This window comes from Streptomyces sp. NPDC030021, assembly GCF_055574035.1.
In genome coordinates, this window is the sequence record NZ_JBVIAH010000024.1 from 69089 (window position 1) to 84550 (window position 15462).

Genomic DNA, 15462 nt, shown 5'->3' on the forward strand with positions numbered 1-15462 from the left:
TGAGCCGGTCCCGACGGCAAGTCCACAAAGCCGGATGGCTACTTCGCAGCCCCTTCCCGAAGGGTGCCGGCATCGATGGCGCCCCGGAGGACGTGGGCGATCTCCTCGGGCTTGAGGTCGATGCCGTCGAGCCCCTCCGCGGTCAGCGGGATCTCCTCCAGCGCGTATTCGCCGCGGCCCTCGGCACTGAACTCGGGCCCGGTGCGGTCCTCGAAGGACCAGGTGGTGATGCGGGCGAGGTAGAAGAGCTGACGTTCGTCGTCGGACTCCATCGTGTGGAGGAGCCGGACGATGTCTGCTTTCCCCGCGATTTCCTCGTGGATCTCCCGGTGGAGTGCGGCCTCCCGTGACTCGTCGCTGGCATCCACGCCGCCGCCGGGCAGTACCCAGTACTCGGGGACGTTGGGCTTGGTTCGGCGGATGACCAGCATCGTGTCGTCGGCGGTGACGAGGACGGCGCGGACTCGTTCGATCATGTCGGTCTGTCTCCTTGCTTGCTGACGGTCTCAGTGCAGCAGCCAGCCGCCGTCGACGTGGACGGATTGGCCAGTGATGAACGACGCGGAGGGGCCTTCGAGGTCCTCAGCGCCGGGGTACGTGGGTCTACTACCGGGTCGAGCCGTCCGTGCTGGCCGCCATGGGCACGCTGCTGGCCGGCGCCGCGAAGACGGCGTGACCGCGGTGCGGATCGAGGCGCTGCTGCTCGATCATGCCGAACAGGTGCTGGGCATTTACCAGTCGGGGATGAGGGGAAGCTCACCTTCGAGACGCAAGCCCCCTACGCTTCGTCGCCAAGTCGGGTCGCGCCAGCAGCGCCACCGACACCAAGCTGGCCGCCCGCGCCACCTGCAGATGCACCAACGCGGTGCCGCCGCGGCCACGGCAGGGGTAAACAGGGAGCGGCGCATCAGGACCACGGCGGCCAGGGCCAGACCGGACTGCACTCCTTGCATGCCATTCAGGGCCCGGGAGCGGGTACCACAGGCCGCGTCGACGGCGCCGCACTGTATCCGTACCGCGCCCAGGAGGCCGAGGGTGACCGTGTGTGCGCGCACGAAGAGCTGTGTGGGGCAGGTACACACGTTGGACTGGAACATCAGATCGACTCCGCGGAGGTCGCGGCGACACGTTGCGGCCGGGTCACCACGGTCGGGGACAGGTCCGGTCTCAGTCCGTGCTGGACCGGCTGCCAGCAGCCCGGTGCAGGTGGGGAACCCACATAACATCCATGTTCTCGACGGCGTCGGTGTTGGGGCTCGCAGCACCCCCTACCGGAGGGTGCGGAGCATGGTGGCGTAGATAGGCGCGTCAGGGAATGGCTGCTGGTCGCCGATGTGCTGGTACCCCCAACTCTGGTACAGGGCCCTCACCTTCGGGTGGCCCGGCTCGACGAGGAGAGTGACGCGTTCCTCAGCACGGCAGGCCAGCAGTTCCTCGTGGCGCCGTCGCCTTTGAGACGGCAGTCGCGGAGGATCTTCCAGGTCTTCATACGGGCAAAGACGTGCTCGACGCGTGCTCGGACCTGCTTGTGGGACCGGTTGTGTTCCTCCTTCCAGTCCGGGAGTTCGGCCTGCCCTTTCGCCTTTCGGTGCGGGATGACCAGTCCGGTGCCCTGGTAGCCGCCGTCGGCGATCGTGGTGGTGTTGCCGACGGCGGCCTTGGCACCGGACTCCTCCCAGCCGCGGGAGTCGTGCCGGTTGCCCGGCAGAGGCCGGCCGACCACGACGACGAGACGGGTGTCCGCGTCGATGACGACCTGGTGGGCCGTGGAGTACCGGTAGTTCTTCGACTGCTCCGCCACGGAGTGGTCGCGGGTGGGAACCAGCGTGCCGTCCACGATGAGCACGGCGCCCTTGGCGAACCGCTTGCGAGGCTGGAGCGCGAGCATCGGCCCAAGGTGGTCGATGATGCGGTCCGCCGCCGACTTCGAGACCCCGAACAGCGGAGCGAGCTGCCGCATCGTCAAGTTCGTGCGCCAGTACGCGGCCACCAGCAGAGCACGGTCCTCCAGAGGCAGGCTCCACGGCCGGCCCCTGCGGACCGCATCCGCACCCTCGCGCCGCAAAACGGTCATCAGCTTGCCGAACTGGCGCGGGCTCAGCCCTGTGAACGGGGCTATCCAGGCAGACTCCGATGCCGTAGTCACACAGGCCATACCAAGATCATTTCATGCGGTGACCAGCATCTCGACTCGCCTCTCAGCTTCCGCTGAGCGGAGACTCCCACGTGGGATCGTGCAGGGATCTTCTCGTGAGGTGGGCCAGCAAGTGCTCCGCCGTGTTGGAGGCAGTTTCTTGTGGCGCGCCGACCACCGCCAGGGCGGAGGTGAGCCTGGCCGACGCCTCTTCTGGCACATCCGGGTCGGTAAGCAACGGAAGAACCAGCAGGAGGCGGGCTGCCGTGTCCTGGACACCTTCGGCACCGGAGGAGGGGCTGTCAGCGATGCGGACCAGTTCGCGCCACGTCAGCCCAGTACCCCTGAAATCTCCGTCCCAACTCGCGATCTGCTGGACGTAGCTCCAGCCAGGATGGGTGAGGAGATAGTCGGTGCCGTAGTCGCCGTCCAGGTTGCGGTAGATCACCACGGCTCCAGGGCCGGTTTCGGCCGGCACCCGAAACACTGGCCAGCGTTCGGGATCGAAGAGGACCTCGGACAGGGCATCGGCATCGGCGCCGTCGTCGCCGAACCACTCAGGAACCGGCCGCTCGGCACACCCCCCGTCGCTGCACATCGCCAGAAGGTAGTTCGACCAGAAGCCCGGGCGGGCAAGCAGTGACTCGCCCGCCACCAACGCGTCGGTGTCATATCCCTTGATCAGCACCCCTCGATCCTGTCACCAGCCACTGACACGGTCCGATCCGGGATCGGCAAGGGGGCGCCGCCCAGTTACGGGACAGGTCTTAGTTGTTCGCGCGGATCCTGCGGGAATTCGCGGCCGGTCCGGTCGAAGATAAGGTCCTTGAACGACTCGACGACCCTGATGAGGTCGCAGGTGTCCAGCCGGGAGTCGTCCACGACACCCGGCTGCTCTTTGACGCGCCGGAGCATGTCTTCGAACACGGTTCCGGCGACCCCCATGACCGTACTCCCGAACATTTGCACGAGACGTCGGTAGGAATCCCAGGCAAAGCGCTCCCGCTCGGGGGTCTTGCCCAGTCCGAGGACCGACAGGTCGTTCAGACCGATGTCCAGGATGCTCTCCATCATGCCCGGCACGGAGAACCTCGACCCCGAGCGCACAGAGAGCAGCAGCGGGTCGTCCACCTGCCCCAGCCTCTTGCCGGAGGTACTCTCCAGCGCTGCCAGGTGTTCCCCGATCTGGTGGTCCAGATCCTCCGGGGGCTCAGCGGTGTCCAGGAAGAAGCGGCATGCCTCGGTGGTGATGGTGAAGCCGGGCGGAACCGGCAGTCCCATGCGTGCCATCTCCGCGAGGTTGGCACCCTTGCCGCCGAGCAGATCGGCCATGTCGCGGCCACCCTCCGCGAAGTCGTACACATAGGAACCCATGACTGCCACCAGCCTCCTCGGCGGAATCGTGCTCTGCTCCCACGCTGGCGGACGGACACCGCGTTCCAGAGGGGCCGGACGGCCCCTCCTGGGGACATCCGGCCCTCCGGGCCGACAGGGCGAAGAGCACGGCGAGGACAGACCGAGCCAGACAGACGGTCGGCCAGTGGATGTACCCGAGGTCCAAGACGAACGAGTACAAGCCTCGGCAGGAAGTCCGTGCCTGCCGGGCGTGCTCCGGTGAGCCCGTGCGACGGGCGGGAGCCCGGCCACCCCTCGTACGCCATGACCTGCGGCACCAGATACACGGCGACGGTGACACCGGACAGGGCGTCCCGACCGAACCAGGACCAGCTGTACCCCGGAGGCCAGGAGACAGCAGGGAGGACCTTTCACGCACGGACATCGGGCTCCTCACTGACAGCGCCTTCGGCAGCGCACACCGGGCACCCGCGGCAATTCAGTCGTTCCCAAGAGTGGCCGCATGGTCGGGTACGGCGGTCTGAAGCTCCTTGGGCGGACGCTGGTATCCGGTCGAGGGGGGCCGGGGCGGCAGGACGAGCGGTAGTGCTCCGCGGGCGTGCAGAAGCCCATCACGTGCTCCACCCCGGCGCGGTTGTACCAGCTGCGGTCGAACAGCACGATCTCGCCGGCGGCGGGCAGGTGCTCGACGTACCGCTGGAAGTACCACTGCGTGCGCTCCCGCTCCGTCGGAGTGGGCAGGGCCGCGATGCGCGCGACGCGGGGGTTGAGGTGTTCGGCGACGCGCTTGATCGTGCCTCCCTTGCCCGCCGCGTCACGGCCTTCGAAGACGACAACGAGGCGGGCGCCTTCCCTTCGCGTCCATTCCTGGAGCTTGGCCAGCTCCGTCTGGAGCCTTAGCAGCTCGCTCTCGTAGACCGCCTTCTTGAGACCCATGATCGTTCCCTCCTCGTCATCCGGTGCTGCGATCAAGTCAGTCACGGCTGGCATCGGCGCGCAACGATGTCCCTCTGGGCCGGAGCGTGTCGATACGCTGACTCCCGGACGGGGCAGGCAGACGGAGGAGAAGCGGCAGTGTGGGGGATCCGTTGAGTCACGTTCCGCGGATGCGGCTGGACGAGCTGCTGGACGAGCTCCAGGTGCGCATCGACGCGGTGCGCGGCACCCGCGACCGGGTGCACAGCTTGTTGGAGGCCGTCGTGTCGGTCGGACGGGAGCTGGATCTCGCCCAGGTGCTCCGGCGGATCGTGGAGGCAGCCGCCCTGCTGGTCGACGCCGAGTACGGCGCGCTGGGCGTCATTGGCCCCGACGGCCGCACCCTCTCGCAGTTCCTGACCGTGGGGCTCACCGAAAAGGAGATCGCGGAGATCGGCCCCCTGCCGGCCGGCCACGGTCTGCTCGGGGAGGTCATCCATCACCCGGAGCCCCTGCGCCTCACGGACCTCGGCGCGCAGTCCTCCTCCTACGGCTTTCCGGCTCACCACCCGCCCATGCGCACGTTCCTGGGCGTGCCGATCCGGGTCCGCGACGAGGTGTTCGGCAACCTCTACCTCACCGACAAGCGGGGCGGGATCGACTTCGACACCGAGGACGAGACGGTCATCTCCACCCTCTCCGTGGCGGCTGGTGTGGCGATCGACAACGCGCGACTGTACGAGAGCTCGCAGCGCCAGCAGCGGTGGCTCAGGGCGAATGCGGAGATCACCGAGAGCCTGCTGTCCGGCAGTTCGCGCCCGGCGGTGCTGGAGCTCATCGCCCGCCGTGCGCAGGAGATCACCGCGGCGCGGCTCGCGGACATCTCCATGCCGGTGGCCGGAGCCGAGGGCCTGGTCGTCGAGTTCGCGGTCGGCGCGGACAGCGGAGCCCGGCAGGGCCTCGTCGTCCCGTTCGCGGGAACGCTCGCGGGAGCCGCGCACCGGACCGGCCAGTCCGTCACGTCCCCGCACGGCTCCGACGATGACCGGTATCCCGCCGATGTCCAGGTACAGGACGGACTGGGGCCTGCCGTGGCGGTCCCGCTGGGCACCACTGCCGGAGCGAGCAGGGGTGTCCTGCTGCTCGCGCGCCCGATGGGAGAGCCGGCGTTCGGCGAAGGAGAACTGGAGCCGCTCGTCGCCTTCGCCGGTCAGGCGGCGCTGGCCCTGGAGCTGGCCGAGCGGCGACGGGACGCCGAGCAGATCGCCCTGCTGGAGGAGCGTGACCGGATCGCCCGGGACCTGCACGATCTCGCCATCCAGCGGCTCTTCGCCACCGGCATGACCCTGCAGAGTGCCGCTCGCCTCGTCGAACACGAGGGGGCTGCGGAGCGGGTCGGCCGTGCGGTCGACGACCTGGACGAGACCATCAAGATCATCCGGTCGACGATCTTCGGGCTCCGCACGAAGGACCGCGAGAGCGGCCCCGGCCTGCGGGCTCGCGCCGCCCGCGCCGTCGGCGACGCGGCCACCGCCCTCGGACATCCGCCGCGCCTGAGCATGGAGGGCCTGCTCGATACGGACGTGCCGCCGCAGATCGCCGACCACGTCATGGCGGTGCTCGGCGAGCTCCTGAGCAACGCGGCCCGCCACGCGCAGTCGACCCGAGTCGGCGTGATCCTCAAGGCCGGACCGGGGGAGATCACGCTGACCGTCTCGGACAACGGCAGGGGCATTCCGGCGCAGGGTTGCAGGAGCGGCCTGCGCAACCTCGCCGAACGGGCCGAGGCCCTGGGCGGGACGTTCACCGTCGACAGGCCCGACGAGGGAGGCAGCAGGCTCGTCTGGCGGGCGCCGCTGCCCACCGGGAGCTGACGCCATGGTCAGAACCGGCGCCAAGCGGTCGACGCGGGGCGCGTCCCCTCCGCCTCCAGCCTGAATCCGGTGACGAGATCGGGGCGGATCCGTAGAGCGCCGGTCATGGGCTGTGCCACCCAGGGGCGCAGAAGTTCCGCATAGCGGTCCACCTCGCTGGCATCGTCCACCGGGCTCGCGTATCCGGTAATCACCACGCTCCACCCGAGGTGCGTGTCGGGGTCTATGACATCCGCTTCGTAGGCGACCACCACACCGGGAACGTCGGTGGGTGCCACGAGGGAGGCGAGCGCACCGTCGTCGTGGATCCGGACGATGATGTCCCCGTCCTCGACGAGGTGGTTGACCGGACGGACGGCGGGCAATGCGTGCTGCGTGAAGACGATGCGTCCCAGGGACACCGTCGCCACCAGCCGGAGCGCCTCGGCTCTGTCCAGCTCCCGCATGCGCCGGGCAATCGTCCTATCACGCACATGGCCGTCGGCGTGCAGTGTGCCGTCCTGGTCCATGATGCGCACCTTCGTCCAGTTCCAAATCGGTTCTTACGGCTTTCGATTCACCAGCCTCCCTCTCGATCCGGCTAGGGAACCAGGGCCGAACGGTCCACATCAGGGCTCCGGATGCGGACGACGCCGCGATCACCTGACGACGAACCGAAGCTCTCTGTCGGCACCGAGCACCCGCATGGACTTGATCACCGGGGGCGGCACATCGCAGAGGAGGAGCCGCGTTCCGGCCGTACGACAGCGGCGGTTCAGACGGATGAACAGGTCGATTCCGGCGCTGTCGCAGAAGGTGAGGCCACACAGGTCCAGAACCAGGTTCCGGTGGCCGGCTCGTGCGAGTTCGTGGAGGCGCGGCTCTACTTGCTCTGCCGTGAAGAGGTCGAGCTCGCCGGACAAGGTGACTTCCAGACCGCGGTCATCACGAGCCATGGCCCTCAGGTCGATCAAGGCGGTCGTCATCGGATCCTCCGCGCTGGATGCGGCTCCGTCGAGTCGCGCCGTGCCCGTGCGCAATCAGTTCATCCGGTGGCGCGTGCACCCGGGAAGGTCCGGCAGGCCCTCCGGACAGGGCCGAAGGTCCCTCTTCGGAGGGCCGACCGGGCCCCCGCCGAGCCGGGCACGGACTGATGAGGGCCGATCGGCCCTGTCCGTTCGGCCCCTCCGGGAGGCAGGATGCTGAAGTTCGTGCGCCCAGGACGAACCCGGCGAAGGAGTTGCGTCATGACCGACAGCGGTGCCCTCACCCCTGCGAAGACGCCGATCACGGTCTTCCTGCTCGACGATCACGAAGTCGTGCGCCGCGGGGTGCACGACCTGCTGGACGCCGAGCCCGACCTGACCGTGGTCGGTGAGGCGGGCACGGCGGAACAGGCGCTGATCCGCATTCCCGCGCTGCGCCCTCAGGTGGCGGTGCTGGACGTCCGGCTCCAGGACGGCGACGGGGTGAGCGTGTGCCGTGAGCTGCGTTCGCGGATGCCCGAGCTGGCCTGCCTGATGCTCACGTCGTTCGACGACGAGGAGGCACTGCTGGACGCCGTGATGGCGGGGGCCTCCGGATACGTGCTGAAGCAGATCTCCGGCACCGACCTGGTCACCGCCGTCCGGACGGTGGCGTCCGGCCTGTCCATGCTCGATCCCGGAGCGACGACCCGGCTCATGGCCCGGATGCGCGGCGACGTCCCCAAGGAGGAGCAGGTCCCCGGTCTGCCGGGCTTCACGGACCGGGAGAAGGAGATCCTCGTCATGGTCAGTGAGGGTCTCACCAACCGGGAGATCGGCAAGAGGATGTTCCTTGCGGAGAAGACGGTGAAGAACATCATCTCGCGACTGTTCATCAAGCTGGGTGTGGAGCGTCGCGTCCAGGCGGCCGTCATCGCCAGTCACGCGCTGACCCCTCCGGGCCAGCACCCGGTCCGGGCCGCAGAGTAGAGGGTGCCGTGGCGGGTGGGCGGGGGCAGGGCGCACCGTACAGCCGCGCACCCCGCCCCCTCCGCTCCCCCTCCCCCAGCCCGGTCAGGAGTGCGGGACCACCGCGACCGGGCAGGCCGAATGGTGCAGGACCGCATGGGCCACGGATCCGATGCGCATCCCCACCGACGACTCGCGGACCCTGCGTCCGACGACGAGGAGCTGCGCGTCCGACGACGCGGTCAGCAGTACCTGGCCTGCGCTGCCCCGCTCCACGTGCTCGACGACGTCCACCTCGGGGTACCTCCGCCGCCACGGCTCCAGCGCCTGCTCCAGCGCCGCCTTCTCGTACGGCTCCAGGCCACCGAACTGGTCGGCGATCCACATCGAGCCCGGGCTGTAACCGTAGACCGGGGGCAGGTTCCAGGCGCGGACCGCGCGCAGCGGGACCTTGCGTACGGCGGCCGCCTCGAAGGCGATGCGCAGTACCTCGGCGGACTCCTCCACGCCGCCCTGCTGGCCCACGACGACCTCGCCCAGCTCCGGCAGGGCCACCGGCCGGCCGTGCGCGGAGCGTACCGACACCACGGGGCACTCGGCGGCAGCGAGCACCTGCTGGCCGTAGGAGCCGAGCAGGAAGCCGACCAGTGCGCTGTGCCCACGGGTGCCGAGAACGAGCAGCTCCGCTCCCTTGGCGGCATGCAGGAGAGCCGGCACCGCCGCATCGGAGAGGACTTCCGCGGTGACTGCAAGCCCTGGGTACCGGTGGGTGAGCTCACCCACGGCCTCCCTCAGGATGTCCTCGGCGCGACGGGCTTCGGAGCTGCGGTCCTGGACGAGCGGGAGTGCGAGCCGCTGCCACAGCCAGGCGTGGACCACGTGCAGGGGCAGGTCGCGCTGTACGGCTTCGCGAGCGGCCCAGTCGGCCGCGGCCCGGCTTTCCGGGGATCCGTCCACTCCGACGACGAGGGTGCGCTTCACAGGTCTGTCCTCCGTACTGATGCCAGGGCATCGGGGTCTGCGGGCAGGGGGAGCGGCACCGACCGGGGGAGCCGGCGCCGCTGAAACCACCTTCGCCGCGGCGGTACGTGCCACACAGGGGCCGACAGTCCCTCCCCGAGGGCCGGTCCTCCCCTCGCGACGGGAACGGGGCGAGGGCAGAGTGTCGGCATCGGCTCAGTCGAAGAACGTTCCGGACCGCCGCACGGAGGAGCGGACATGACCGCGTACCCCATCTCGGAGCTCGACGCCCACTGGCGCGCAGCCAACTACCTGGCAGTCGGCCAGATCTACCTCATGGACAACCCGCTTCTGGCCGAACCTCTACGTCCGGAGCACATCAAGCCCCGGCTCCTCGGCCACTGGGGCACCTCCCCCGGCCTCAACTTCGTGCACACCCACCTGAACCACGTGATCAAGGAGCGGTCCCTCGACGCCCTGTGCGTCTGGGGTCCGGGCCACGGCGGCCCCGCCGTCCTCGCCAACTCCTGGCTGGAGGGCACCTACACCGAGACCTACCCCGGCATCACGCGGGACGCTGCGGGCATGGGCACGCTGTTCCGGCAGTTCTCGTCCCCGGGCGGCGTGCCGAGCCATGTGGCACCGGAAACACCGGGCTCCATCCATGAGGGCGGCGAGCTCGGGTACGCCCTGTCCCACGCCTACGGAGCCGCGTTCGACCACCCCGGGCTGCTGGTCGCCTGCGTGATCGGCGACGGCGAGGCGGAGACGGGCCCGCTGGCGGCGTCCTGGCACTCGAACAAGTTCCTCGACCCGGTCCACGACGGAGCCGTCCTACCGATCCTCCACCTGAACGGCTACAAGATCGCGAACCCGACGGTGCTGTCCCGGATCCCCGAGGCAGAGCTCGACGCCCTGCTGCGCGGCTACGGCCACGACCCCTTGTACGTCACGGGAAGCGACCCCGCCCTCGTCCACCAGGCCATGGCCCGCACGATGGAGCACGCCCTCGACCGCATCGCCCTCATCCAGCGTGAGGCCCGGACCGGCGGCACCGATCCCGGCCGGGAATACCCGCGCTGGCCGATGATCGTCCTGCGCACCCCCAAGGGCTGGACCGGCCCGGCGACCGTCGACGGCGACCCGGTCGAGGGCACGTGGCGTGCTCACCAGGTCCCGCTCGCCGGGGTACGGGAGAACCCCGCGCACCTGAGGCAGCTGGAGGACTGGCTGCGGTCGTACCGGCCGGAGGAGCTCTTCGACGCCGACGGCCGCCCGACGGCGCAGGTCCTGGCCTGTGTCCCGGAAGGCGAGCGCCGCCTGGGCGCCGTGCCGTACGCGAACGGAGGCCGCCTGCTGCGGCCGCTGCCGATGCCGCCGCCGTGGCCGATCACGCCCTGCGCAGCCGCGACCAGGTCAACGTCATCGTCGCCGGAAAGCAGCCCTGCTTCGACTGGCTGCCGATCGACGAGGCCCGCACCCACGTGACGCGCGGCGCCGGCGTCTGGGAGTGGGCCGGCACCGACCACGGCTCCCGCGAACCGGACGTCGTACTCGCCTGCGCCGGCGACGTGCCCACCATGGAGGTGCTGGCCGCAGCGGCCCTGCTCCGCGAACACCTCCCCTCGCTGGCCGTCCGCGTCGTCAACGTCGTCGACATCGCCCGGCTCATGCCCCACGAGGAACACCCGCACGGCATGACGGACACCGAGTACGACGCCCTCTTCACCACCGACAGGCCGGTGATCTTCGCCTACCACGGCTACCCGTGGCTCATCCACCGCCTCGCCTACCGCCGCACCGGCCACCCCCAGCTGCACGTCCGCGGCTACAAGGAATCCGGCACCACGACCACCCCCTTCGACATGGTCGTGCGCAACGACATGGACCGCTACCGGCTCGTCATGGACGTCATCGACCGCGTCCCCGGACTCGCAGGCCGCGCCGAGGGACTGCGCCAGGCGATGGCCGACCAGCGCATCCGCCACCACGACTGGATCCGCGAGCACGGCACCGACCTACCGGAGATCGCCAACTGGGCTTGGCCGTACTGATCAGCACAGGGACCAATGCCACACGTTCTGAGGCGCCGGCATCCAGATCGGGTGCCGACGTCTACAGCTCTCTTCCAGACCGTCCGCCTCCGGAGCGGCACCACGACCGTCATCGCGCGATCCCACCGTGGTGGGAGCACGTGCCTCTCCCCTTGGACCGGGAAGCCCAGCCATCCCCGCAGAGCGTGCCCGGATACATGGGCGCGGGAGTCACAGCCGGCACGGAAGGCCCACGCCCCGGCGTCACCCGGCAGTTCCCGGGCTCGTCGAGCCAATATCCCTGAGGAGATCCACTGGGACAGGCTCCGTACGGGGTGGCGGGCGGAATCGCTCCAGCCTGTACGAGGGCTCTCACCAAGACATCCATAGCCGTCGCCGGTGGCGACGCCTGAGGCGCGACGGACGGTGCGTCGAATAACCCCTGCTCCAAGCGGAGAACCCGCACGCCGATGCCGTCTCCCGTCACCGGCCTGGCGACAGCCATTTCCCTCTGCGCTCGCTTGCCGGGTTCGGCCCTCCCGAGATAAGCCGTCTCGGTGGCAAACACGGCCCCTTCCGATGTCGTGAACTGCAGCGTCACCTCGTACCAGGCCGCTCGGGTGGCGTGCGGATTGAGAACGCTGACTTCGATGAGGGACATGCCCGTCTCTGGGTCGGCGCACTTCAGGGAACCAAGCCAGATCTGACTCGTCAGTCCGACATCTCCTGAGGGTGTGGCCGTGGCCGTCCGCACCTCGGGTGGGCAAAGGGTCTCTTGCTCCGGCCCTGCTGAGGTCCGTGCGCAACCCGTGCCGAGCAACAGGAGGAACGCTGGTACCGCTACTGTCTTCGCGCCGCGCATGGTCTACCCGATTGCTGGGAGGAGGCAAAGGCCAGGCATTCCTACCAGGTTGACTGCCGATGCACGCCGGGAACAACCACTGCGCCACCTGAGAGGGGTGAACACAAGCGGGATCAGGAGATGAGCTTCGCGAGGGCTACACCTGCAAGTGGGCCCGCACGCAGCCAGCTGATCGCGATATCCGCAGTCCCCCCTCGCGGCCTGCCGCCCTCCCGGAGGAATGGGTTCAGCTGTCTCCCGGTCCCGGCCGGCCTTGACCTGGCCCGTGCGCACGCAGTGCGGTCAGACGTCGTTCGTACTCTTCTTCGTCGATCTCGCCTCGGGCGTACCGCTCGGCGAGGGCCTGCTCGGCGGAAGGCGCGGCCGGGGGCTGCGACGAGCCTGAGGGGAACTGGTCGACGCTGCGGAGGAGCAGGACTACTGCCGCGACGGCCAGGGCGACGAGGAGGATGCTGAGGGACACGGCAACCCAGCCCCATCCACCCATTCCGTGGTCGTACCAGAACATGGTTCGCGCTCCTCTTGCGATGGTCTGGGACATGGTTTGCAGGGCCTGCCCCGCATGTCCTCACTGTCTGTCGGCCCGTGTCGTCCGGGCATGGGCCGGTCGGGGTCGCGGTTGGGACCGATGGGCCCATCCCCGTGGCCGTGTCTGCCTCTCGGTACGCCTCCCGCCCCGGGGCACCATGGCAAGCGTCGGCTCGTCACCGCGGAAGTTGTGCGCGGAGCCGAGTACCGGAACAGCACTGACGGCCGTGGCGCAGCGGGTGGGCGCCGTGACGCCATGGTGTCCGTTCGAGGCTGGCCTGGCGGGGCCGGTTGTTCGATGCCAGCCTGGTGAGGAGGGCGTCAGCATGTCGGAGTCCGAGCACGGGCTGGCCGAGGCTCAGCGTACGCACTGGCAGCAGACCTACGGCGAGCATCCCGGCATATACGGCGAGGAGCCGTCCGATCCGGCGATCCATGCCGCTGCCGTCTTCGGGGCCGCCGGTGCCCACGAAGTGCTGGAGCTGGGGGCCGGCCATGGCCGTGACGCGCTGTACTTCGCCCGCCAGGGCTTCTCCGTGTTGGCCACCGACTTCAGTCCGGTGGGTCTGGAACAGCTGAGTGAAGCCGCCGCTGCCCAAGGCGTGGCCGGGCGGGTCGCCACGGCGGTTCACGACGTTCGCGAGCCCCTGCCGCTCCCGGACGCCTCGGTGGATGCCGTGTTCGCGCACATGCTGCTCTGCATGGCGCTGTCCACCCAGGAGATCCACGCCCTGGTCGCCGAGGTGCGACGGGTACTGCGGCCGGGCGGAGTGTTCGTCTACACCGTCCGCCACACCGGGGACGCCCACTACCAGGCCGGTACCGGGCACGGAGACGACATCTGGGAACACGGCGGCTTCGCCGTCCACTTCTTCCCCCGCGACCTCGTCGGCGCCCTCGCCGAAGGCTGGACCCTGGACGAGGTCGCCGCCTTCGAGGAAGGCGGCCTTCCGCGGCGGCTGTGGCGCATCACGCAGACCGTCCCTCGGCGAGTATCCCCCTGAAGGCTCCGTGCTGTCCGATCTCGGGTTCTGGCTCGACTTCTTTCGTGCCGCCCCGATGCTCGGTGCACCGGGCGGCGGGCGTCGTCCCTCAGTCGTCAGCGCACCGGGACCGTGATCACCGGGCAGTGCGCCCGGTGCAGCAGCCCGTGGACTACCGATCCGAGTCGCATGCCCGTGTAACCGCCCTTGCCTCGACGGCCCACGACCACGGCGAGGGCGTGCTCGGCGGCACCTGCGAGCTCCTCCACCGGGTGCCCGGTCAGCACCTCGTGCGTCAACACGACGTCCGGGTACTCCTGCGACCAGCCTGCCGTCGTCTCGGACAGCATGCGTCGTTGCCCCTGGAGCGCGGCCTCTTCGTCATGACGCAGGAAGAGCGGTGGCTGCCACACCGACACGGCACGCAGCTTGGCCCCCCTGAGGTCGGCCTCCTCGAATGCCACTGCGAGTGCCGCCTTCGAGGACTCGCTTCCGTCGATGCCGACCACCAGGTAGGGCGGCTGTTGAGTGACGTGCTCGGCGTCCCCCACGACGACGACAGGACACTGCGCCTGGGCACTGACGGGGACGACCAGGGAGCCGGCGCTGAGGAACTCCGAGGTCCGGCTCAGGTGACGGGAGCCGAGCACGATCATGCGGGCATGCCTCGACAGTCGGCCGATCTCCGGAGCGGGGAACCCCTCGACAAGATCCACCACCGGTTCGACCTCCGGGTGTCGATCCCTGCTCCAGGCCGCAGCCGCGCCGAGGGCCTCCGAGGCCGCTTGGTGCAGGGCGATGCCGCGCGGCGTGTCGTCGACGTGTTGCGTGTCGCGCTGGGGAGGTACGGCTACGACGAGTCGCAACCGTAGGTGGCGTCGCCCGGCCGCGTCCACCGCCCAGGCCAGGGGCAGACGCCAGTCCCTGGCCGGGTCGATGCCGACGACGACCTCCTGGTGTTCGCCCGCTTCGCTCACGATTCGCTCCCGTCCTTGTCAGTGTGGCGCGGAATGAGCTGTACGGGGCAGTGGGCATGGTGGACCAGGCTGTGCGTGACCCGCCCGAGGGTGGGCCCGAGATAGCTGGGTGATCGTCGGCCGCCCATCACCAACAAGTCCGCCTGGCGCGAGGCCTCAACCAGTACAGAAGCCACTGACGTGCTCTTGTCCGCGTCCACCTGCACGGTCAGGTCCGGGAACTCCTCGCGGATCCGGTCCGCCACGGCGTTCAAGTGATGGACCTGCTCGTTGGCGATTTCCTCCACGTCGTCGAGCAGGGTCACGACCTCGCCGACGGACTGCAGGATGTTCCACACGTGCAGCAGCCGCAGCGGGCCCGCGCGGAGCTGTGCCTCGCGTGCGGCATATCGTGCGCAGTCGAGGTCGTGTTCGTCGCGGACGGCGGCTAGCACCGCACCCGTCTCGGCGCCGTTCTCTGTGCCCCTGACGATGATGACGGGCGTCTTCGCTCCCGCTGCGACCTTGAGGCCGACCGATCCGAGCATGAGGGAGCCGAAACCTCCCAGTCCCCGGCTCCCGACCACGATGGTGTCATCGGGGCCCGCGGCCTGGTGGAGGCTTCGGACAGGTGCGCTGCGGCTGAATTCGGGGTTGACCTGCAGGCCGGGAAACCGCTCCGTGACCGCGGCCGCCGTGGCGTCCAGCAGTTCACGGCCGGCCCGCCGGACATGTTCGATGCTCTCCGCCGAGACGTAGAGGACCCGGCCGTCGGTGTCGGACCCGTGCACGATGTGCAACGGACGCCCGCGGCGTGCGGCCTCCGCCGCTGCCCACATCGCTGCCTGGCGGGCCGGGTCGGAGCCGTCGACGCCGACGATGACGGCGCCGAGTTCCGAGCTGCTCGTGGTGGCTTCCATGGTTCCTCCTCGGAGAGCCGCCAGGGGT

Annotated in this window: 13 protein-coding genes and 3 pseudogenes; 5 read left to right on the forward strand and 11 right to left on the reverse strand. The window is 69.4% G+C overall.

The window, feature by feature from the left end:
• Positions 1–38 precede the first annotated feature (38 nt).
• Positions 39–476, reverse strand: a complete 438-nt coding sequence (locus tag ACZ4YL_RS34700) for an NUDIX hydrolase (protein WP_468121841.1) — start codon at positions 474–476, stop codon at positions 39–41.
• Between the two features lie 92 nt (positions 477–568).
• Between ACZ4YL_RS34700 and ACZ4YL_RS34705 the strand changes: the two are divergent.
• A pseudogene (locus tag ACZ4YL_RS34705) lies at positions 569–676 on the forward strand (transcriptional regulator); the annotation flags it as partial.
• A gap of 690 nt (positions 677–1366) precedes the next feature.
• Here ACZ4YL_RS34705 and ACZ4YL_RS34710 read toward each other — a convergent pair.
• The 4 genes and pseudogenes from ACZ4YL_RS34710 to ACZ4YL_RS34725 form a co-directional block, all read right to left on the reverse strand.
• Positions 1367–2155, reverse strand: coding sequence for a transposase (locus tag ACZ4YL_RS34710; RefSeq protein ID WP_468121843.1), 789 nt, complete (start codon positions 2153–2155; stop codon positions 1367–1369).
• 43 nt (positions 2156–2198) lie between these two features.
• Complete coding sequence (locus ACZ4YL_RS34715; protein ID WP_468121845.1) at positions 2199–2822, reverse strand: hypothetical protein; 624 nt, start codon at positions 2820–2822, stop codon at positions 2199–2201.
• A gap of 65 nt (positions 2823–2887) precedes the next feature.
• Positions 2888–3508, reverse strand: coding sequence for a PEP/pyruvate-binding domain-containing protein (locus tag ACZ4YL_RS34720; RefSeq protein ID WP_468121846.1), 621 nt, complete (start codon positions 3506–3508; stop codon positions 2888–2890).
• Positions 3509–4069: 561 nt separating this feature from the next.
• Positions 4070–4426 (reverse strand): annotated as a pseudogene (locus ACZ4YL_RS34725) (polyphosphate kinase 2 family protein); the annotation flags it as partial.
• A gap of 170 nt (positions 4427–4596) precedes the next feature.
• On the opposite strand from ACZ4YL_RS34725, the gene ACZ4YL_RS34730 reads away from it, so the two are divergent.
• Positions 4597–6279 carry a sensor histidine kinase gene (locus ACZ4YL_RS34730; protein WP_468121847.1) on the forward strand — a complete coding sequence of 561 codons (1683 nt, stop codon included), beginning with the start codon at positions 4597–4599 and terminating at the stop codon, positions 6277–6279.
• Between the two features lie 8 nt (positions 6280–6287).
• On the opposite strand, the gene ACZ4YL_RS34735 is transcribed toward ACZ4YL_RS34730, so the two are convergent.
• Together ACZ4YL_RS34735 and ACZ4YL_RS34740 are read right to left on the reverse strand one after the other, a co-directional pair.
• Entirely contained in the window at positions 6288–6788 is a 501-nt protein-coding gene (locus tag ACZ4YL_RS34735; RefSeq protein ID WP_468121848.1) for a pyridoxamine 5'-phosphate oxidase family protein, read from the reverse strand.
• Positions 6789–6917: 129 nt separating this feature from the next.
• Complete coding sequence (locus ACZ4YL_RS34740) at positions 6918–7244, reverse strand: STAS domain-containing protein (RefSeq protein WP_468121850.1); 327 nt, start codon at positions 7242–7244, stop codon at positions 6918–6920.
• Between the two features lie 261 nt (positions 7245–7505).
• Between ACZ4YL_RS34740 and ACZ4YL_RS34745 the strand changes: the two genes are divergently transcribed.
• Positions 7506–8213, forward strand: a complete 708-nt coding sequence (locus ACZ4YL_RS34745) for a response regulator (RefSeq protein ID WP_468121851.1) — start codon at positions 7506–7508, stop codon at positions 8211–8213.
• Between the two features lie 84 nt (positions 8214–8297).
• Here the strand turns inward: ACZ4YL_RS34745 and ACZ4YL_RS34750 are convergent, their stop codons facing one another.
• Positions 8298–9173, reverse strand: a complete 876-nt coding sequence (locus tag ACZ4YL_RS34750; RefSeq protein WP_468121853.1) for a universal stress protein — start codon at positions 9171–9173, stop codon at positions 8298–8300.
• A 237-nt stretch (positions 9174–9410) separates the two neighbouring features.
• Between ACZ4YL_RS34750 and ACZ4YL_RS34755 the strand changes: the two are divergent.
• Positions 9411–11206, forward strand: a pseudogene (locus tag ACZ4YL_RS34755) (phosphoketolase family protein).
• Between the two features lie 1067 nt (positions 11207–12273).
• Here the strand turns inward: ACZ4YL_RS34755 and ACZ4YL_RS34760 are convergent.
• Positions 12274–12555, reverse strand: coding sequence for an SHOCT domain-containing protein (locus ACZ4YL_RS34760; protein WP_468121854.1), 282 nt, complete (start codon positions 12553–12555; stop codon positions 12274–12276).
• A 346-nt stretch (positions 12556–12901) separates the two neighbouring features.
• On the opposite strand from ACZ4YL_RS34760, the gene ACZ4YL_RS34765 reads away from it, so the two are divergent.
• Positions 12902–13579 carry a class I SAM-dependent methyltransferase gene (locus ACZ4YL_RS34765; RefSeq protein ID WP_468121856.1) on the forward strand — a complete coding sequence of 226 codons (678 nt, stop codon included), beginning with the start codon at positions 12902–12904 and terminating at the stop codon, positions 13577–13579.
• 95 nt (positions 13580–13674) lie between these two features.
• On the opposite strand, the gene ACZ4YL_RS34770 is transcribed toward ACZ4YL_RS34765, so the two are convergent.
• Positions 13675–14535: a universal stress protein gene (locus ACZ4YL_RS34770; RefSeq protein ID WP_468121858.1), complete on the reverse strand. Its 861-nt coding sequence runs from the start codon at positions 14533–14535 to the stop codon at positions 13675–13677.
• Positions 14532–15434 carry a universal stress protein gene (locus tag ACZ4YL_RS34775; RefSeq protein ID WP_468121860.1) on the reverse strand — a complete coding sequence of 301 codons (903 nt, stop codon included), beginning with the start codon at positions 15432–15434 and terminating at the stop codon, positions 14532–14534. Before ACZ4YL_RS34775 ends, ACZ4YL_RS34770 begins: the two co-directional genes overlap by 4 nt.
• Between the last annotated feature and the right edge of the window lie 28 nt (positions 15435–15462).